At 38.1% G+C, this 20,267-nt stretch carries 21 protein-coding genes and 1 riboswitch; of the genes, 7 read left to right on the top strand and 14 right to left on the bottom strand.

Translation table 11 applies throughout. The features are described from left to right. Positions 1-132: 132 nt before the first annotated feature. From C7B89_RS05840 to C7B89_RS05855, 4 genes are all read right to left on the bottom strand, one after another. Complete coding sequence (locus tag C7B89_RS05840) at positions 133-1,323, bottom strand: MFS transporter (RefSeq protein ID WP_009370354.1); 1,191 nt, start codon at positions 1,321-1,323, stop codon at positions 133-135. A 74-nt stretch (positions 1,324-1,397) separates the two neighbouring features. Further along, positions 1,398-1,497, bottom strand: a riboswitch (purine riboswitch). 399 nt (positions 1,498-1,896) lie between these two features. Continuing rightward, positions 1,897-2,457, bottom strand: a complete 561-nt coding sequence (lepB, locus tag C7B89_RS05845; protein ID WP_048392477.1) for a signal peptidase I — start codon at positions 2,455-2,457, stop codon at positions 1,897-1,899. A gap of 149 nt (positions 2,458-2,606) precedes the next feature. Continuing rightward, a complete protein-coding gene (locus C7B89_RS05850; RefSeq protein WP_004230560.1) occupies positions 2,607-2,717 on the bottom strand; it encodes a hypothetical protein in 111 nt (36 codons plus the stop codon). Between the two features lie 351 nt (positions 2,718-3,068). Continuing rightward, entirely contained in the window at positions 3,069-4,004 is a 936-nt protein-coding gene (locus C7B89_RS05855; RefSeq protein ID WP_115673302.1) for an LCP family glycopolymer transferase, read from the bottom strand. A 292-nt stretch (positions 4,005-4,296) separates the two neighbouring features. On the opposite strand from C7B89_RS05855, the gene C7B89_RS05860 reads away from it, so the two are divergent. Both C7B89_RS05860 and C7B89_RS05865 read left to right on the top strand, forming a co-directional pair. Beyond that, entirely contained in the window at positions 4,297-5,385 is a 1,089-nt protein-coding gene (locus tag C7B89_RS05860) for a M24 family metallopeptidase (protein ID WP_115673303.1), read from the top strand. Between the two features lie 14 nt (positions 5,386-5,399). Beyond that, positions 5,400-6,599: an aminotransferase class V-fold PLP-dependent enzyme gene (locus C7B89_RS05865; RefSeq protein WP_115673304.1), complete on the top strand. Its 1,200-nt coding sequence runs from the start codon at positions 5,400-5,402 to the stop codon at positions 6,597-6,599. 27 nt (positions 6,600-6,626) lie between these two features. On the opposite strand, the gene C7B89_RS05870 is transcribed toward C7B89_RS05865, so the two are convergent. The 5 genes from C7B89_RS05870 to C7B89_RS05890 all read right to left on the bottom strand — a co-directional run bounded on the left by C7B89_RS05870 (position 6,627) and on the right by C7B89_RS05890 (position 10,707). Continuing rightward, positions 6,627-7,400 carry an IclR family transcriptional regulator gene (locus tag C7B89_RS05870; protein ID WP_115673305.1) on the bottom strand — a complete coding sequence of 258 codons (774 nt, stop codon included), beginning with the start codon at positions 7,398-7,400 and terminating at the stop codon, positions 6,627-6,629. A 425-nt stretch (positions 7,401-7,825) separates the two neighbouring features. Continuing rightward, the gene (locus tag C7B89_RS05875; RefSeq protein ID WP_004230567.1) at positions 7,826-8,254 is read right to left on the bottom strand and encodes a MarR family winged helix-turn-helix transcriptional regulator; all 429 of its coding nucleotides are present in this window, start codon (positions 8,252-8,254) and stop codon (positions 7,826-7,828) included. Positions 8,255-8,279: 25 nt separating this feature from the next. Continuing rightward, positions 8,280-9,035 carry an SDR family NAD(P)-dependent oxidoreductase gene (locus tag C7B89_RS05880; RefSeq protein ID WP_036077242.1) on the bottom strand — a complete coding sequence of 252 codons (756 nt, stop codon included), beginning with the start codon at positions 9,033-9,035 and terminating at the stop codon, positions 8,280-8,282. Positions 9,036-9,209: 174 nt separating this feature from the next. Then, the gene (locus tag C7B89_RS05885) at positions 9,210-10,211 is read right to left on the bottom strand and encodes an anti sigma factor C-terminal domain-containing protein (RefSeq protein WP_115673394.1); all 1,002 of its coding nucleotides are present in this window, start codon (positions 10,209-10,211) and stop codon (positions 9,210-9,212) included. Continuing rightward, positions 10,204-10,707, bottom strand: coding sequence for an RNA polymerase sigma factor (locus C7B89_RS05890; RefSeq protein WP_115673306.1), 504 nt, complete (start codon positions 10,705-10,707; stop codon positions 10,204-10,206). The genes C7B89_RS05885 and C7B89_RS05890 overlap by 8 nt, the downstream gene beginning before the upstream one ends. Positions 10,708-10,902: 195 nt before the next feature. On the opposite strand from C7B89_RS05890, the gene C7B89_RS05895 reads away from it, so the two are divergent. Continuing rightward, complete coding sequence (locus C7B89_RS05895) at positions 10,903-11,271, top strand: hypothetical protein (protein WP_115673307.1); 369 nt, start codon at positions 10,903-10,905, stop codon at positions 11,269-11,271. A 43-nt stretch (positions 11,272-11,314) separates the two neighbouring features. Here the strand turns inward: C7B89_RS05895 and C7B89_RS05900 are convergent, their stop codons facing one another. Both C7B89_RS05900 and C7B89_RS05905 read right to left on the bottom strand, forming a co-directional pair. Next, positions 11,315-13,048, bottom strand: coding sequence for an ABC transporter ATP-binding protein (locus C7B89_RS05900; RefSeq protein ID WP_115673308.1), 1,734 nt, complete (start codon positions 13,046-13,048; stop codon positions 11,315-11,317). Then, positions 13,045-14,787, bottom strand: a complete 1,743-nt coding sequence (locus tag C7B89_RS05905) for an ABC transporter ATP-binding protein (RefSeq protein WP_115673309.1) — start codon at positions 14,785-14,787, stop codon at positions 13,045-13,047. Before C7B89_RS05905 ends, C7B89_RS05900 begins: the two co-directional genes overlap by 4 nt. A 914-nt stretch (positions 14,788-15,701) precedes the next feature. Between C7B89_RS05905 and crcB (C7B89_RS05910) the strand changes: the two genes are divergently transcribed. Genes crcB (C7B89_RS05910) through C7B89_RS05920 form a run of 3 tightly spaced genes read left to right on the top strand, consistent with a single transcriptional unit; the run spans position 15,702 to position 16,755 of the window. Next, positions 15,702-16,067, top strand: a complete 366-nt coding sequence (gene crcB, locus C7B89_RS05910) for a fluoride efflux transporter CrcB (protein WP_115673310.1) — start codon at positions 15,702-15,704, stop codon at positions 16,065-16,067. Next, positions 16,064-16,393, top strand: a complete 330-nt coding sequence (gene crcB, locus C7B89_RS05915) for a fluoride efflux transporter CrcB (RefSeq protein WP_054550415.1) — start codon at positions 16,064-16,066, stop codon at positions 16,391-16,393. The genes crcB (C7B89_RS05910) and crcB (C7B89_RS05915) overlap by 4 nt, the downstream gene beginning before the upstream one ends. A gap of 14 nt (positions 16,394-16,407) precedes the next feature. After that, positions 16,408-16,755 (top strand): hypothetical protein, encoded by a 348-nt coding sequence (locus tag C7B89_RS05920; RefSeq protein WP_048392463.1) that lies wholly within the window; start codon positions 16,408-16,410, stop codon positions 16,753-16,755. Positions 16,756-16,785: 30 nt separating this feature from the next. On the opposite strand, the gene C7B89_RS05925 is transcribed toward C7B89_RS05920, so the two are convergent. The 3 genes from C7B89_RS05925 to C7B89_RS05940 all read right to left on the bottom strand — a co-directional run bounded on the left by C7B89_RS05925 (position 16,786) and on the right by C7B89_RS05940 (position 19,324). After that, positions 16,786-17,487, bottom strand: coding sequence for an SIR2 family NAD-dependent protein deacylase (locus C7B89_RS05925; protein ID WP_115673311.1), 702 nt, complete (start codon positions 17,485-17,487; stop codon positions 16,786-16,788). A 54-nt stretch (positions 17,488-17,541) separates the two neighbouring features. Beyond that, on the bottom strand, positions 17,542-18,168 hold the full coding sequence (locus tag C7B89_RS05930; protein ID WP_244205588.1) for a trimeric intracellular cation channel family protein: 627 nt from the start codon (positions 18,166-18,168) through the stop codon (positions 17,542-17,544). 229 nt (positions 18,169-18,397) lie between these two features. Further along, on the bottom strand, positions 18,398-19,324 hold the full coding sequence (locus tag C7B89_RS05940; RefSeq protein WP_054550419.1) for a helix-turn-helix transcriptional regulator: 927 nt from the start codon (positions 19,322-19,324) through the stop codon (positions 18,398-18,400). Between the two features lie 163 nt (positions 19,325-19,487). On the opposite strand from C7B89_RS05940, the gene modA reads away from it, so the two are divergent. Further along, positions 19,488-20,267 carry a molybdate ABC transporter substrate-binding protein gene (gene modA / locus C7B89_RS05945; RefSeq protein WP_048392458.1) on the top strand — a complete coding sequence of 260 codons (780 nt, stop codon included), beginning with the start codon at positions 19,488-19,490 and terminating at the stop codon, positions 20,265-20,267.

Genomic DNA, 20,267 nt, shown 5'->3' on the forward strand with positions numbered 1-20,267 from the left:
CATAGGTAATTAGAGTATGCTAAGAAACCATAGAGAATTTAATTTTAGGAAGTGTACGAAAATAGATTCATGCAAACCAATTAAAAAGGTATTGGGATGGCTTTCCCAATACCTTTCAGGGCTATCGTTCGATTATGAATGATGATGTGCTGACTGATAATCTACGTGCTGCTCCTGTCCAAGAGGTGCCCTTTTAATAGAAAAGATCGCGCAGCCTAATGCACAAAGAACTAGAATCGTACCAAAGCTAGCTAGGTGCATAACGGACCCTGTCCAAGCAAACATTGCGCCACCAACTGCTGATCCGATAGAAATACCAATTTGCAGGGCAGCTGTATTTAAGCTTTGCTGAATATCCGATGATTGAGGATCCGCCTGAATTAAGTAATTTTGTAATGGCGGTGTCAGTGCCCAGCTCAACGCACCCCATAAAACCGTAAATACTAAAAACAGTGGAAGGGCAATAATTGTATAAGGAATACTAAATAAGACAATGGCAAAGGCTGAGACAATTAAAATTATGGCTTTACTTGTGCCAATTTTATCACTCACCCATCCACCTACAGCATTCCCACTAACAGAGGCAATACCAAAGATTAAGTAACAGATACTAATCCATGAAGCATTCATATCAAATGCCTCTACTAAAAATGGTGTTAAATAGGCGTAGAGCATGTAATGGCCCGCTAGCATAAATAGGGTAGTTAACTGTGCTGTCAGGATTTTTAAATTCGCCAGCGATTTAATTTGCGCCTTGAGTGGCACTACTTCTCCAATTGGCATTTTTTCAAGTAATAAAGCAATTAATATCATTGAAATCGTTGATAGGATACTAATACCTAAAAATACAGCTCGCCAGCCAAACGCTTCTGTAATAAAAATACCCATTGGCACACCGATCACCAGCGCAGAACTTACCCCCATAAAAACAAGCCCCAGTGCTTTAGCACGATGGCGAGGCTCTACGATTTTAGTTGTAATCGTTAATGATAAAACAATCACTAACGCTGTACTCATAGCTGTGAAAATACGTGCGATTAGCACAATGATAAACGTTGTACTAAAGAAGGTCATTAGATTTCCTAACGTAAAAATAAATAAAGAAATAAGGAATAAGCGCTTGCGTTCCACCTTGGCTGTCAAGGATAGTAGGACAGGCGCAGAAATCGCATAAACAAGTGCAAAAATAGTAATTAATTGTCCCGCTGTCGCTAAAGACACATCTAAATCCTCTGCAATATTTGGCAGGATTCCACCAACAATTAATTCAACTAACCCGACTGCAAAGGTAGTCACAGCAAGAATATAAACTCTCCAATTCATCGTAATCTCCCCTTCGATACACGTTCATTTTTGTAGGAGATTGTTTTAAAACAAACTAAAAAAATCCTGACTACAAAAATGAAGCAAAGTTTTGTAGTCAGGATTTTATGGTTCCTGGTAGAGACCCTCAATCCATATTATTGAGGTTATACAGATCAAATATTTACTTTAGCTATAGTAGCACATCAAAATTTCATTGACAATAGCTTTTTTCATAGAATTCATTGCCTCTAAAAATCTTTTGGGCAAGAGAAAATTTCGATTTTCTGCTTATATTTCGACGAATTTGACCATATATATAAACATACAATAACTATTTTACGAGGTGATTGTTTGCGTATAGTAGGATTTGTCTGCTATTTTTTAATACTATTTTATGGCGTAGAATTAGTAGAAGAAGCGTTCACAAATGAAGAACCAGCAATGCAATCTCCCATGAAAAGTAAGCCATCGCCCATCAAGGAAACCGTTGAAAATTCAAGGATTTGTGTCTATTATCCCACTTATAAAAGCTGTACCGATTTACCCCAACAATAAAAAAGAGGCTACTCAATGGAGTGACCTCTTTTTTCATCATTTTGAGCCAATATGAAAATGACTAAATGGATATAGTATTAATTTCGATTCACCATATACAGCATCCTCTGAAATTAAACCATAATGGCGACTGTCACTACTTTTTAGGCGATTGTCACCAAGCACAAAATACATGCCCTCTGGCACTTCTTTTTCATTCACTAATTGTTCCAATGTAAAGTTTTCCGTAATGCGTAATTGATTAGGATCATCCGTTTGACGGTTCACATAATCTTCTTTATATGCTTTGCCATTGACGTACAATACATCATCTTTCATTTCCACTTTATCCCCTGGAAGACCGATGACACGTTTAATATATAACTCATCTTCGACAGGAGATTGGAAAACAATTTGATCAAAACGCTCGATTTTACTTGTTTTGCTTACAATAATAATATCCTTATCGTGATAAGTTGGATACATAGATGCTCCCTGTACTTTAATCGGCGCAAATAAGAATTGCTTACAGCCAAAAACAACAACAGCTGTAATGACAATAATTTTGATGTAGGATAATATTTCTTTTTTAAGATTGGATGTTTTTTCCGCTTGCATGCTCATTCCCCGATACTGTTTTTTTAATAGTATAACATTTTCTCACTATTATTGACGAATGAATCACACAAATTGTTTCCTATTCATAGAAAAATAGACAAGGCTACAAAGTAACATTGTCTAGAAATTGATATTTTACTGTTTCAACGTTATGAATGGTTAGTTTGTGTAGCAGAGTGATGCTGCTCGTTTAATAAATCTACTGCTAATACGATACCCACTGGTAATGCAAATGCTAATAAAATTGTGCCTACAATCATCACAATCACTCCTTTAACCATTTCTAATGTCAGTATACACTTAATTTTCTGATATTTCAAGAAATATCGAAAAATGATGAATAACAGCAAAAAAATCATTCAACTAGGCATGCACCCTACCTGAATGATTTTTTATCCCTTACATAAATAATTTTAAACATAATACTTGTAGGCCTCTAATTGCTGATTGGACTGGATTTTTTCGCACTTTACGTTTAGGTACATAGCTTTGCATGCAATGATTCAGCGCTGTATACCTCAGCACCTGGGTCCTCCCATTCATTCATCTCCCTCCCTTCGTGGCCAAAAAGTTTACAACTAGTATGCGACATTTGTAAGCAACTTGCTTACTTACTTTTGTAAATGGTGTTTTAAATCTGTTTGTATTTTTTGAAGCTCTGCCTCATTCGGAATATAGTACCAAATGCGGTTAATCCTTTCACCGTCTCCCTGTTCGAACGATAACTGCTCAATATCCTTATCCATTTTTTTATAAATACTTTGAAGCTGAATAAGGTCCTTCACCGAAAAGTTCATGCGAACATTGTCGCCTAGTACATTCAACATATCAGTTGCTTTTAATAATGTTGATGGTGTGGAGGCTTTTTTCATCACCGCTTCAATGATTTGACGTTGTCGAATTTGGCGTCCAAAATCACCTCGAGGATCTTCATAACGAATACGAGAAAAAATAAGGGCCTCATTACCATCTAATGTGATTTCTCCCTTTGGATAGTGGTATTCGTCAAAGGTTAAATCCATATCATTATCGATTGTTACGCCACCCAGCGTGTCAATAATTTGTAAAAAGCCCTCCATATTAATAAATACATAATAATCAATGGGTATATCTAAAAAATTTTCGACCGTATCCACAGCCATAGGGACGCCTCCAAAGGCATAGGCATGATTAATCTTATCTACCGTATCATGACCAACGATTTCTGTTCGAGTATCACGGGGTATACTAAGCATTTTCATCGTCTGCTTTTCAGGATTTACAGTGATTACAATCATGGTATCGGAACGTCCACTATCATCTTTACGTTCATCGACCCCAAGCATTAGAACCGAAAAGGGATCTTTTTTAATCACTGTTTTTTCTTCTGGTTGTGCTGCATCTGTTGTTTGAATAAGTGGTGTATTTATTTTATTCATAGTTTTTTGGATGGTAAAGTAGGCAGTACCTATAAAAATTAAAAAAATTGCTAATAGGCTACCAACAATCCACAGCCATAATTTTTTCTTGCTCTTTTTCTCTTTTGAGCGTTTCATGTTTTTTTCCATACATAAGTCCTTTCTTGCTTAACAATTTTGCCCCTCTTTTTGACGTATTAAGTTGGAAAAAAGTTTATCTAGTCTACTTATATGCATAATGAACGAAAAAAAGACGTACACTAGTATTTACTAAATTTACAACATACTATTCCCTCATTTGTCAATTATCTTCCTTTTACATTCATTGCCCTCTATCAAAATGGTGCTATCTTAATTTATTGAAAATTCATTATTGTTGATATATACTATTTTTCAGATACAACGTCTCTATAATAGAAACGTTTTTAGGAGGAATCACTCAATGTTTCAAAAAAGAAGAGAGCAGCTCGTTTCCCGTATGCAGCAACAGTCAATTGATATAGCAGTGCTAGTGCCAGGGTCAAACATGTATTATTTTACAGGTCTTCAGTTAAAGCAAAGTGAACGCCTAACAGTAGTCGCTATTACTGCTCATCATCAATTATACTTTCTCGTTCCACAAGTAGAATTAACAAAAGTTGACTTGGGTAATGGAGGGACAATCCTATCCTATTCGGATGAGGAAGGACCGTCACAGGCCATCCAGCAACTAAAAAAAGAACTAGGAACAGCGCAGACACTTGCCGTTGAGTTTGACACCATGCGCGTGAAGGAACAGAAAGCTATCGAAAACCTTACATATGACACTTTATGTGATATCGGTGAAACCATTCGTGATATACGTATGGAAAAAGATGAACACGAAATAGCCCTCATGCGTCAGGCTGTACAGATTGTCGAAGAAAGTCTTGCAGCCACATTACCGATTATTCAAGCTGGTATTTCAGAGATGGAAGTCGCAGCTCAATTAGAATATGAAATGAGACGACGTGGATCAGAGGGAACACCTTTTGGAACCATTGTTGCTTCTGGTTATCGAGGTGCACTTCCTCATGGTAGAGCGAGCACAAAGAAAATAGAGACAGGTGAATTAATCGTCATAGATTTTGGCGCGATTTATAAGGGCTATGTGGCGGATATGACTAGAACAGTTGCTTTAGGAGAAGTTTCTCCAACGCTCAAAACAATTTATAGCATTGTGAAGCAAGCAAATGAAACAGCCATAGCAGCCATAAAACCAGGTATGACAGCTCATGCCATTGATGATCTAGCCAGAGACATTATTCGCGATGCCGGCTATGGCAATTCTTTCACACACCGACTTGGCCATGGCATTGGTTTAAGTGCACATGAAGAGCCTTATATGATGCAGCGTAATCAGCTAGTGTTAAAGCCAGGCATGGCCTTTACCGTGGAGCCAGGTATCTATGTGCAAGATGTTGGTGGTGTTCGTATCGAGGATAATTTAATCGTCACAGAAAATGGTTACGAAAATTTAATGACCTATTCGAAAGAATTAATCATTTTATAAGGTTGGTGTGTACAATGATCGATATGAGGAAAATACAACAGGATATGCCGCTACTTGAACACTATATTTATCTAAACACAGCTGCTGCATCTGCCATGCCACAGCCAGTAGTGGATGAAATGACTAGCTATCTCCAAAAACAAGCAAGTATTGGTCCCTACTTGCCCTCTTTTCGTCAAGAAACGTATGCGCAAGTAGAGCGTATTCGAGAAAAAGCAGCATTGTTCATCGGCGCAACAAAAGAGGAGATTGCCTTTGTGCCAAACGGTTCAGTGGCGATTAATTATGTCGCAGGTGGCTTGCAATGGAAACAGGGAGATGAGGTCATAGTGCTCGACACAGAAATGTTGAGTAACTATGTGCCTTGGCTTGCCCTTCAGCAACAAGGGGTTCAGCTGAAAGTGTTAAAAACCAATGATGAATATATGGTAGATTTATATGCACTTGAACAACTCATCACACCACAAACAAAATTAATTGCCTTTGCCCATATGTCTAACGCTGCTGGGGCACTCCAGCCTGCCAAAGAAATATGTCAGCTAGCCCAGCAACACCATGTACTAACATTGATGAATGCCAATCAAACACTTGGTTTAACACCCATTAATGTTGCCGAACTTGGCTGTGACTTTCTAGTTGCTAGTGGGCGGAAATGGCTACGCGGCCCTGAAGGATCAGGTATTTTATATGTACGAGAAGCACTCATTCCAACATTGACGCCTATTATGATTGGCTGGGGCAGCACCCAGTGGGATTATCAGAACAATGCCTATTCTTTTTTAGAAACAGCTAAACGTTTTGAGCCAGGTTGTCCGATCATTCCAAGTATTTTCGGCTTAGGGGCAGCTATTGATTATGCGAACAATATCGGTATCCATCACATATATGATCGTGTAAAGCAGCTAACAAACTATTTAATTGAACAGCTTGCAACCATTCCAGGCATTGTCTTATATGGTCCTCAAAATAGTGCTCATCGATTATCGATTACGCCGTTTAACATTGAAGGGCTGTCACCAGATGAGCTAACCAATGCTTTAGCAGAGCATGGGGTCATCATTGAAGCTGGCACATTTATGGCGAATACCATTATGGAACGCAATCAAATTTCTAAAATGGCCCGTTTTTCACCACACTATTTTAATACGTTTGAAGAAATTGACAAGGCCGTATCCATCATGAAAAAAATCCAAGCAAAGGCTCAAGATAGTTAATGTCTATCTTGAGCCTCTTTTTCATGCTTATTCATGATATAATTTAAAGCTGTATTGATCGAAATACCGTTGAATATTCATCGCTCCATATTGAAGAACATTGACCATATCAGGTAATTTCTCCTCTGTTGGCTTACGATAAATAGGGCCAGCAATTGTTAAAGAGGCAATGACTTCTTTTTTACTATTAAAAAGAGGTACACCTAGCCCAAATACTGAATGAGAGTACTCTCCTGTTGAAAAGCACCAGCCTTGCTGTTGTATTTTTTCTAAATCGGCTAACATTTCATCAGGGTCAGTAATGGTTTCAGGAGTTAATCTTTTCATCCCATGCTTCATGATCTCCTTTTTTCTCTCTTCAGGTAGATACGCCATGATGACTTTACAAGATGCCCCGATATGTAGTGGTGTCCGCGTGCCAATCGACACTGAAAACTTAATGGTTTGAGAGCTCTCAGCTATTTCTACTGTGACACCATCTGTTCCATCCAGCCATGTTAAAAATACGGATTCTTTGATGGTATCTGCAAGGTTGATCATAATTGGTAAAACAAAGTCAGAAAGATTTAATTTATCTTTAACCATCTGGCCATATTCTAGAAAGCGAAGCCCTAATTCATATTTTTTTGTCTCAGGATTTTGAATAAGAAAGCCTTGTTTTTCGAAGGTTGCTAAAATCCGATAAATAATGGAGTGACTAATATCCATCTCTTTTGCGAGCTCACGAACACCCCATGTAGGATTTTCCTTATTAAAATATTTCAGTACCTCCAATGAGTTATCTAATGTTTTTAATGTCATTTCACACCTCAAATGTCTCTATAATAGAACCGTATTTTGATTATAAAATGAAGACGGACAATTTTCAATAAATTCAACTATTTTACAATTAGATTTTAAATGAACTATTTCATTTCAAGCAGTTCATATGGACATTCGTATTGTGCTGAGCATGGCTATCACCTAAAAAAGGAAGGCTATCCGCCAGTTTGGACACTCTATCCACTTAGAGCCATTCTATCACCCAAAAAAAGAAGGCTATCCGCTAGATTCCTCTTTTTATCCGTCACATTTCGAATTTTATCCGCCAGTTTGGACATTCTATCCACTTAGAGCCATTCTATCACCCAAAAAAGGAAAGCTATCCGCCAGTTTACGTACCCAATCCGCCTAAACAAAGAAAAATCAACCCACCTCTTAAAAGGTAGGTTGATCTTTTTACATGGTTATTTCTGCTGGATACCCTGTACTAATTTTTCTTGAATCCGCAAGTATTGGGCAATTTCCTCATCATCTAATACTTCAAAAAGCTGTACAAAGACCTCTTTTCCGATAGATTGAGCCTTTGCTAAAGCACTTTGACCCTCATCTGTAATTTGTAAGCGAATGGTGCGGCGGTCGGATGGATCATATAGTCTTTCTGCTAATCCAAGCTTGACCAGCTTTTCAGCAATGCTCGTCATAGCACCTTTTGTATAGCCGATTGTCTCAGCTAATTCGGCTTGTTTTTGAGGGCCTTTGACATGTAGCTCATTTAAAACTAAAATTGGTGAAATTCCTAAAGGATATGGGAACGCTTTTGTAAAACGTATAATATTCGCATTGTTCACCTGTTCAATCATATGAATCAGTTTAAAAATATTTGTCTGTTTCAAAAAAATCCTCCTCAAACGCTGAGAATTAATGAAGCATTAGTGAGCCTCCATCCACCATAATCGTTTGACCTGTAATGTATTGAGAATCGTCAGAAGCTAAGAAAACAGCTACTCGACCAATATCTTGCTCAATATCACCAAAACGGCCTAACGGGATTTTACTTCTCACCGCTTCATAATACTCTGGCTGTGCTTTTGCCCATGCTTGTACACCTGGTGAATCAGCAAGCGGACTAATGATATTGACATTAATACCAAAACGTCCCCATTCATTTGCGGCAACACGGGAAATACCACGAATGGCTTCCTTGGCAGCGGCATAAGCAGCCTGTGTTTCATGACCTTGAATGCCTGCTCCAGATGCAAAGTTAATAATATTACCCTTAGTTTCTTTTAAATGCGGTAGGGCTGCTTGCATTAAATAGAAGGTTGGATAAAAACCTGTTCCAAATGACAAATCAAGATCTGCTTGTGTAGTTTCTTCTATTGTAACTTGTTTAGCAGCATGAGCGTTATTAACTAGCACATCTAGTTTACCGTATTTTTCTACGACTGTATCAATAATTTTTGGTAATTGGTCGCGTTCCATTAGATTAGCCTGTAAAAACATAGACTTCGGAGACATTTCTTGTAATTCTTTTGCCATTGCCTCGCCTGCTTCTGCATTTAAGTCAACAATTGTAACAATCGCCCCTTCCTTTACCATAGCTTTTGCCATTCCACTACCAATACCACCTGCACCACCAGTAATGATGACCACTTTGTTTTGTAGTTTACCCATTGCAACAACATCTCCTTCTTGTTTATCTGTTAATAGTTTAACATTAAACTATTTAATTTTAAACTAAATTGTTTCAGATAAAAAAGCCTATTCTGGAGAAGGGTTCATCCAAAATAAGCTTTTTCTAAAATTGATCTTTCCTACATGATTGTGCCGATTCTCTTTTCCAGCGCTCTATTTCTGATTTGATATTACCCCAAATATAGACCCTTTAATGTAGGTTTGTCCTTGTAAAGACTGCAATTGCTCTGGAGTACCAGTTACTACAGCCCCACTTATTTTCACATCACTTTTCTCCAGGGTGCCATTTCCCCCTACTAAAGCTTGATAAATCTGGTTTGTTTCCCACTCAAAGTTCTTGCTTTTACGCAGAAGCTCAATGTTTCGAATAAAGGTCTCAACCTCATCGTTTGAAGAGCGTCGAGGTTTTGGCTTGGATTGCTCTGATTGAAAGCCATAAATGTATGGATCATTGGCTGAAATAGTATTCTGTCCTTGCTTAAAAAAATCTAGTGTATCATCTGTATAGGCATCCACCCACCACCAATCTACTTGTACTTCAGAAGGTAGCTTGCTTTTAATTTCACCAAAATCATAGGCATCATCAAAAGAAATAGCTATTTCTACTAAAGTATTTTTCTCCAATTGATGCACTTCACTAATATTATCTTGATAATGGTCGTAGGAAATCCTTGGATGATAAAAAAACATTTCTCGGTCACCTGTGTAGTCATTAAACCGTTCGAATTGAGATGTTTCCGCCAGTGATTCTGAACCTTCTATTTGGATGGGGCTAGAAATGGCCGTTCGTGTAAGCGTTCCAAATAAATTATAATCGCTTTTGATAGGCTGCCAAATATATGGCCGATGCTGATCTCCAAGCACCTTATAGGTTGTTGTTGTTATTTTCCCTCCCAGCAAATGATCGTCATAAACCTGATTACTAATTTGGACATTGGGCGCACTTATTTCGTTAAATAAATGAATATCATCCATTACTTTTTGCGCACTATTTAACGATAAAGCCCTCAGCCCATACCATAATGCTATTAGCACAATTGGGGTAACGACCAATGTAATCCCAATCATTTTGACTGTTGACCAAAACCTTGCCTTTCTCATTATTTTTTTCGTTTGTCTATCATCAAACAAAAATTCATTTTCTTCTTTATTCATCATGAGCATCCTCCTTAAATCGTTCAGTAAATTCTTCCCTAGCACGTCTGACATGCGTTTTTAGTGTGTTTTCATTCTTATTCATCAAGGCTGAAATTTCCTTATACGATAATCCCAGCTCATATTTCAGGATTAATAATTCCTGATGCAAAATGGATAGCGTTTCGAGTGTGTTCTGTATGTCCTTTAATTTTTCTTTCTTTAGCATCTGGATCTCAGGAATATGAATGAATGAAGTCAATTGAACTTCCTCTAATTCTGTTGTTGGATGACGTGTTTCTTTTCTCTTGAGATCATAAAATTGATTGGTTGCTACACGATATAACCAACTCATTACTTTGTCTGACTGAATTCCATTTTTATGTAATAAAAATTTATAACATGTATCTTGGACGATATCTTCTGCATCCTCATGGGCTAATCCACGTTTTCTCAAATAACGATATAGCAGCGTTCCTGCTTGCTGTAGAAACGCATTCATTGATTGCTTTACCATGTCCACCCCCCTTCTGCCTATACAACGCAGAACTCCATGAAAAGTTTACATATTACAAAAAGTTCTCATTAAATATTTTAGTTTAGTGAAAACCAACAACATTTATTTTCAAATACATACAAGCATCTTTTTAATTTGACAAGAATATACTGTAGCAGCTAGCTAAAATCACTTTCAAGAAAGGAGTTGTGGATAATGGGTGCTAAATGGATAAAGGTTTCAGTCTTTTATTTATTAATTGTTTTTGCTTTTGGCCTGTTTATGCATTATACGGTTCAACTTCAATGGAAAGCGACACATGCTCATATTGGTGTGGTAGGTTGGCTGACTACTGGATTCATTGGTTTAATTTATTCGACTTATAAAAATGCTGCGGAGACAGGTCTCGCCAAAGCACAGTTCTGGCTTTACAATCTCGGTTTACCCTTCCTTTTTGTTGGCATGATGATGGTGTATTGGGATGTACCACGCTGGTTATTTGAGCTTTTCTTGTCTGGTGGTGGAATTGCTGTAGCGCTGTCTGTCCTGTTATTCTTTATCAATGTCTTCAAATATGTAAGATAAATAGAAAAGCCCCGCTTCACAGTTGAAGTGGGGCTTTTAAGCTTTATTGTAAGGAGTTCGCCTGCATTTGATACATCTTGTCATAAATTCCGCCAAGCGCTAGCAGTTCATCATGTGTGCCGTTTTCTACAATTTTTCCTCGATCAAGTACAAGAATACGATCTGCATTTTTAATGGTAGAAAGTCGATGGGCAATAATAAACGTTGTTCGTCCTTTTTTCAGGACATCCATCGCATGCTGAATAATTTCTTCCGTTTCCGTATCAATATTCGATGTCGCTTCATCCAATATTAAAATGGCTGGATCAAACGCCAGGGCGCGTGCAAACGAAATCAACTGACGTTGTCCTGAAGATAATGTGCTGCCCTTCTCAATAACTGGCTCCTCATAGCCATTTGGTAAATTAGCTAAAACACGTTCTCCCCCGACAGCATTTAAGGAAGCTTCTATTTTCTCGTGAGAGATGCGCGGGTTGTTTAAGCTAACATTGGATGCAATCGTACCTGTAAATAAGTAAGGGTCCTGTAGCACAATACCCATATGTTCACGCATCGTTTGACGTGGAACAGAGGTAATATCAATGCCATCAATGGTAATTTTGCCTTTTGACGGGTCGTAGAAGCGGAACAGTAAGTTCATAATGGAACTTTTCCCTGAACCTGTATGACCAACTAAGGCAATTGTTTCACCTTGATGTGCTTCAAATGACAGGTTTTTCAGCACATATTCATTATCTTTATAGGCAAAGGAAACATCTTCGAAAACCACATTTCCTTTATATCGTGGGATGCTCTTTTCAGAAACAGGCTCACCATTCGTATCTAACACCTCAAAGACACGTTTACCTGCAATGAGTGAACGCTCAAGCTGTGAAAACTGGTTCACAATATTCGTGATCGGATTAAATAGCTTTGTTAAGTAATCAACAAATGCATACAATGTCCCTGCTGTAATCACTTCAGTTGATGTGAATGAGCGTGTACCAAAGTAGAAAATAAAGACCGTAAACATGATAAGTCTTAGCGTATTCACAAGGTTAAAGGATGTAGCTGAATCAAGCACCAGCAGCTTACGTTCATACGCATAATGCTCATTATTCATGTCATCAAATTCCTTCGTCATTTGCTGCTCACGACGGAACGCCTGAATAATTGTCATGCCCTGAATGGATTCATTAATCATGGCATTAATATCTGCAATTTTTGTACGAATGACATCGTTGTATTTAGAGGCAAATTTTCGATATAAAATCATCCATACATAAACAATTGGAATCATGGTTAAAGCAAGCATTGCCATTTTCCAATTTAAAATAAAGAGCGCTATATACACCCCAAAAATAGAAATGAAGCTCGTTACAAAATTCGATAGTACCTGTACATATAAATTCCGAACTGCCTCTGTATCGTTTGTTACACGCGCAACAATTTTACCCGCTGGTAAATTGTCGAAGTATTGGATCGGTAAAGTTTGAATATGTTCAAAGACATCTTTACGTAATTTTTGGATGACACGGTTTGCCCCAATTTGCAAATAAATATACATAAAATAACGTAATATGGCTGTTGCAGTGGCTAAAAGTAAATACACAATGAGCAACCATGTAATCGGTTTGATTTCTATATGACCGATTGTCATGTAATTATCAATAATATGTTTCGCAATAAACGGTCCAACAAGCTCCGTGAATACGGCAATTGTTAGGAAGAATAAGCCTAATAGTATCGGCTTTTTAAAATACATCGCATAGCGCATTAAACGTTGACTCGTACTCATGAGGCACCTCCTTCTAGCTGCTGACGGTCAAATTGCTCTTTATACCATCCTTGTTGCGCAAGAAGTTCCTCATGTGTTCCCTGCTCTACAATTTGCCCATCATCCAGTACGATGATGACATCGGCATGCTGAATACCAGACAAGCGATGTGTCGTAATAATCGTCGTTTTACCTTGACGTTCACGCTGAATATTTTCAATAATTCTTGCCTCTGTCTTCGCGTCGACAGCGGAGAGTGAATCATCCAGCATTAAAATTTCAGGATCTTTAATTAAAGCACGAGCAATAGATACACGTTGTTTTTGACCGCCTGAAAGAGAGACACCCTTTTCTCCAACAAGTGTTTCAAGGCCCATTGGTAGATTGTCTAAATCCTTTTCAAAATACGCGGCACGTATCGCCTGCTGCAACTCTGCTTGTGTTGCATCTTCTTTCCCAAATAATATATTTTCACGAATAGTTCGTGAGAATAACACATGATCTTGTGGCACATAACCAATCCAATCGAGGATCTGCTCCTTCGTTTGAGCGGTAATATCGATACCGTCAATGGAAAGCTGTCCCTGACCGATTGGGTATTCTCGCAATAATTGGCGTAGGAAGGTTGTTTTACCTGCTCCCGTTTTACCAACAATGCCAAGCGTTTGGCCTTTTTTCAAGGAAAGTGAAATCTGCTGTAGGTTTTTCACCTGACTCATCGGATATTGGAATGTTAAGGCATCAAAGCCAATCGCATTTGGTGTCGCAATCATTTGTGGATTCGGAATATTTTGAACATCCGCCTCGTAGTTCAAGGTTTCCTGCACGCGATCTAGTGAGGCATTCCCCTGCTGCATAACATTGATGAGCTCACCAATCGCAAATATCGGCCAAACAGCCAAACCTAAATAAACATTAAACGTGACCAGTTGCCCAACCGTCATCGCCTCAGTTGCCACTAAATGAGCCCCGTAACCAAGTGCTACAACATAGCTAATGCCCGTTCCGACTTTTGTAATTGGACCAAATAAAGCATTGATTTTCGCTGTATGAATATTTTTCGCATACACAACTTCACTCATATCTGCAAAATTAGCCTCATCCTTTTTTTCCTGCACATAGGCACGCACCACTCGCACTCCTGCTACAGATTCTAGCACACTATCATTTAGTTCCCCAAAAGCATCTTGTGCCTTCATATATCGCTCATGAACAATTTTCCCTAAATATTGAATGAGGATCGCCATAATAGGAACTGGTAACATAGCAAAAAATGTAAGCTTCCACGAAATCATATAGCCCATCGCAAAAATGATAAAACCCATATAAATCGTTGAATCAATCAACGTCATAATGCCAAAACCTGCTGTCGTGGATACGGCATTCAAGTCATTTGTTGCACGCGCCATCAGGTCACCGGTACGGTTTTTTTCATAAAATGTTGGGGTCATACGTAAAAAATGCTGCATTAAATTACGACGTAAAATTTTCTCAAGGTTGATAGCTCCTTCAAATAGTCGGAATTGCCACACAAAATTTAATAAATAGCCCCCAATAATAATCCCAATAAAAATCAAGACATATTTTGTTAAAATAGCTGGGGTCATTTCTCCGGCTGTCAATAGATCTATAATAGAACCGAGTAAATAGGGAGGGACAACCTCTAATCCACTGGCAACCATTAGTAGAACAATGGCCACCGTATATTGCTTCCAGTATTTTTTAAAGAACCAGCCTAATTTACTTAACACATCAAACATACATCATAACCTTCTTTCCTCCGTGCTGTTGTGGATGACTACCCACTTTCTAGAAATTCCTTTTTGAAAATCATTCTTCTAACTGTTTTTGTCATATACATACACTCCTTTTTTGTTTGCACTACAACCTTTTTTGCACAAAAAAAGACACATACCCTAAAAGAGTAAGTGTCTCTTATAAAAGGCAGGATAATTCCATACCTAGTTCTGCAATAGTAAATAAAGCGTTAGGCACGGACAATGTATGTAACTGTGATTGAATTTGATACTGATAAAATTAACATTGTCATGCCCTCCTTTAGTTTATTTGTTATAGTGTTCTTGAAGATTATCACACTATAGAAATATTTGTCAACTATCACCCTGTTATTTTTTATCATTTTCAGGAAATAGTTAGCGCTTTAAAGCATTGAAATGCTCTAAGGAATCAAAGGGAGAACATGCTTAAAATTACAGTGTTGTCTATAACCTTACAATAATTCTACGGCACAAACATTAACCTAAAGACTGAAATACACGACTAGTGATTTTGATACCCAGTAGTAGACACTAGAATATTCTTTTTGCGTCTGTTGCACTCCTTCCATATGCTTATCTCATCATCTTTATTTAGTTAATTATTATTTAGTTATTTATTATTTAGTAGTGTCTGGATTTCCGTTTATGGATTAGCCGTCACCGGGTTTTCCGTCAACGGCTTCACATAAGAGGGACAAAGAATTGTCCTTATAATAAAAGATATTTCATTTTCCACATATAATATTTCGAAATATTATTTCATGCGCATCTATAACTTTCTATACACTATATACATTTCAACAATCGATTTTGGGACATAACTCGAATTGAAATATTTCTAAAATTTTTGTCTCATGATACACTTTCATTATAGTCATTTTCAGTAAGGGGTTTTTATGTTGAGGTCATTTCTAGCCGTGGGAATTGGTGGAATTCTTGGTGCCATCTGTCGATATAGTCTGAGTCTCGCCGTTCCCAATACAGAAATATTTCCATTCACAACACTGTTTATTAATTTACTGGGCTGCTTTTGCTTAGCATGGTTTTTTACTTCATTTATAAAACGCACACCTATTGTACTAGGAGTAGGTACAGGGTTTTGTGGAGCTTTTACTACCTTTTCGACATTTTCCTTAGAGACACTATTACTCCTAGAAAATAGCGAGTGGCTACAGGCTGTACTCTATGTTACAGTAAGTGTTTTAGGTGGATTAGCTTGCACATGGCTGGGAATACGACTTGCTAGGGGGCGTATTGCATGATTTTAGTCGGAATTGGTGGATTTTTTGGCGCTCTTTCTAGATTTTATTTAGGAAAATTACTTGTACATCCCTATCCATGGGCGACTTTTATTATTAATTGTACAGGCTCCTTTGCGCTTGGTTTCTTATTTGCCCTACATCTTAGTGATTGGTTATGGCAATTAATGGGCATAGGTTTTTTAGGAGCCTACACAACTTTTTCTACTTTTGGATTTGAATGTCTACAGCTTATAGAACAACAAAAATGGAGACAAGCCATAAGCTATATTGCCAGTACCTTGCTAATTGGCGTACTTTGTGCAGCTATTGGTTATCTAGTCGTATAAAAGAGGGTGAACTAGTGACACAGCCGTCAAAAGAGTTATTGGAGGAATTAGAAGTTGAAATAGAGCAAACGCTCTATGCATTGATTGACCTAGAATTAGAGGAAAATTACGCTACCATGAATACACAATTTGCGCAATTACTTGCCAAGGTTCAGACAGCCCAGTTAATTAATTACAAGCTGGATGTTCTCGTTGAACCTCAAGCTTTTGCAACTGAAACTTGTATTCTTTTACAGAGCCTCATAGAAGCAAAGGCGAGACCAAATAAAAGGCATAAACTGTTAACACATCGCATGATTTTGAAGATATGGTTAAGAAAAAATCAACGATTCATGAGGGAATTTCTACCTCAAATGTTTTAGGCGCCACTTGAAATTGCAAGGGCGCCTTTTTTAAATTTGAAGTTTTTGCAACACTTCTTTTATTTTTCCCCTCACTGTCAGATCAAATGGGGTTGTCTGTTGTGAAATATCCATATTAATATACACGGTTTTTCCTGTTGTCATCATAGGTAGTTGGTTGACGGGATATACCTCAAGACTCGTTCCAATGACAAGGACAAGTTCAGCTGTTTTGATTGCCTCCATTGAACAGTGCCAGCTTGCTTGTGGTAGGCTTTCTCCGAAGAGCACAACATTTGGACGAAGTTTCCCACCACAATGGGCGCAACTAGCCTTATTCAAGAAGCTTGCCATGACAGCCGCCTGCTGGCAACGATGACAACGAATAGACCGGATCGAACCATGTAACTCCTCGACGGATTGACTTCCTGCCAATTGGTGAAAACCATCCACATTTTGAGTAGCGATTAGAGACACTAAACCTCTTCGTTCCCAATCAGCTAATATATGATGTCCCTCATGGGGAGCCACCTTTTCTAGGTTTTCGATACGTGTTTTATAAAAGTCATGAAATAATGAGTAATGATCTGTTAATGCTTCCGTTGTCGCGACAGTTCTTGGATCCATTTGTTTCCACCAACCAGATGCTGAACGGAAATCAGGAACTCCACTTTCCGTTGACATGCCCGCTCCTGTTAGAATCACTGTATTATTTGAGGATAGTAACCACTCACGTAAACGTTCTATTGCCATTTTTCCCCTCCTTTTTTCGAATTAAAACTACCTTCACCTATTTCGACAATCAACCTATTTTTCCTCTGCATTCTTATAGGAATGTTTAAAAGGAAGCTTCCATTTTAATTTATTATTCACCGATAACATGCGAATCACTACTATAAAAATAACAATGACTGACAATTCAAGCGGGCTGTCCCACCCTAACCATATACAAAGGGCACATACAAATGTTAGAACAGCATGGATTTCTTCTCTTAATGCAAGCGGTGTTCTACCAGCTAACAAATCTCGAACCATCCCTCCACCAACACCAGTAAACATCGACGCTATAATAATGATACCTAGGTCGTGATGTAAGCTTTTTGCTAACAAACCGCCTTGTATTGCGAAAGAAGCTAGGCCAATTGAATCAAAGAAATAGCCCCAGCGGTTCCAATGATGAATCCAGTTCCTTTTGACAAATAAAATGGTCGTCAGCGTGACTAAAACGACTAATAAGGATTGCCGTTCCCATATATCTGACACAGGGATATCCAGTACAACATTGCGGATAATGGAACCACCATAAGACGTTGTCAGACCAAGCACAAATATGCCAATAAAAGAATAGTTGGCCTGTAACGCAACAAATGCTCCACTAATGGCGTAGGCAATAATGCCAATGATATGTAATACTGACCATGTCACATCATCCATCTCCTTTTTACTATACAAAAAAGCCCACCATAAAATAGTTGCGCATTGAGTACGCAAGCTATTTTATGGTGGGCTAATATCCTAGCAGTAGTACCTACTAATTTATCCATCTCACCATGTATCATAAAAGAATATAGCTGCTGTGCCATACTAATTGACACAACGACCATAAAATTTCCTAGTTAGAATTGTAATTGATTTTTTTATTAAACTCAATATGAATTTTTGATTATAGCGTTTCATACATGACTTGGCCCATTAAAGAGATGTCATAATCTCCTAATGCAGCTACTTCAGATTGGAAATCAGGTGTATTTAAAATCTCCTTCACCATATCGATGAACGGTTGATTTTCTGGTGTTTTTAATAACACAATATCGTAACGTTCAGTGACCATTGGTATAAAATCGACCTGAATAAGCTTGGCAATTTTTTCAATGCCAATCCCAACATCTGCACGTCCATTGGCGACTGCAGAGGCGACATCGAGGTGGCTCATTTCTTCATGGGTATAGCCTGCAATCGTGGATGGAGCGATACCGTGAATACGCAATTGCTCATCTAACAGAGTACGAGCACCTGAGCCTTTCTCACGGTTGATGAATGTAAATGTCTTTGTTTGGAAATCTTCAAATGTGCGTATTTCCAGCGGATTCCCCTTTTGAACATAGAAACCTGCTTTACGTGATACAACATTGATGAGAACAAAGGCATGGCTGACAAAGATTTTTTTTACATAAGGAGTATTATAATCTCCTGTATCCCCATCAAACATATGTAAACTCGCAATATCACAGTCTCCGTGATACAACGCCATTACACCATTAAAACTACCTTCATGTGAGCGTAATACTTTCGTAGATCGTCGTTTCTCGATATATTTTGCTAAAATATCTAATACTAAATCTTGCCCACTCACTATAATTTTCGCATGATTTTTAGTAGGAGTGGCTATGGAAGCCTGTGCCACAGCTGGCATACTACCTGTTTTTCGTTTTTGTATATAGGTTTGCAAGTCAGCACGATCTACCCGCATTTGCCGTCCTACGCGGAAAACTGGCAAATCACCCTTTTTCACTAAATCATAAATTGTTAATTTTGAAACCTTTAATAATTGTGCAACCTCTTCAATCGTATAGGATTGTTCTTGTGACATGTAAAAGTTCTCCTCCTATAAGCCTCTATTTTACATGGTAACGTATTTATAGCCTTATGAACATCTTGACATTTTCTACCCTTACTAACTTTCTTTTTTATTTACATCTGATTATAATTAGTTATGTCTTGTTATAACGAGTTATAAAAGGAGTATACTCATCGTGAAAAAATATTATCGTTTATTTGCGACAATGTTAGTACTAGTTGGACTATTAGCAGCCTGTGGTAACCAAGAGGCGGCAACAAACGAACCAGTTGAACTAACAATTTCTGCGGCAGCTAGTCTACAGGATGCCTTAGAAGAACTGAAAACAACTTATGAACAACAACACGATACAATCAAAATCCTCTATAACTTTGGAGGTTCAGGTGCTTTACAGCAACAAATTTTACAAGGAGCTCCTGCAGACCTTTTCTTTTCAGCAGCAAAGGATAAATTTGATGCGCTTGTAGAGAAAGAAATGATCGATCAAAAGCTAGGAACGGATCTTTTAGCCAATGATTTAGTATTAATCGTGCCTAAAAGCAATGAAAAGCAAATTCAATCCTTTGAAGATTTACAACAAGCAGGAAAAATTGCACTCGGTACGCCCGAAACGGTTCCTGCCGGACAGTATGGTGTGGACACATTAAAAAATATGCAACTGTGGGATTCACTCGAATCAAAAGTAGTGTATACAAAAGATGTACGTCAAGTACTTACTTATACAGAAACAGAAAATGTGGATGCGGGTATGGTCTATAAAACAGATGCCCTTGTCTCTGATAAGGTAAATGTCGTGGCAACTGCCGATGATGCTATGCACGCACCGATTATTTATCCTGTAGGTGTTCTAAAAGCTAGTAAGCATGGGCAAGAGGCGGAGGATTTTTATCACTTCTTACAAAGTGATGAAGCTATGGATGTCTTTGAAAAGTATGGATTTAAAGGGGCTCAATAA

It is taken from the genome of Lysinibacillus capsici, from assembly GCF_003367505.1.
In the GTDB taxonomy this organism is placed as follows: domain Bacteria; phylum Bacillota; class Bacilli; order Bacillales_A; family Planococcaceae; genus Lysinibacillus; species Lysinibacillus capsici.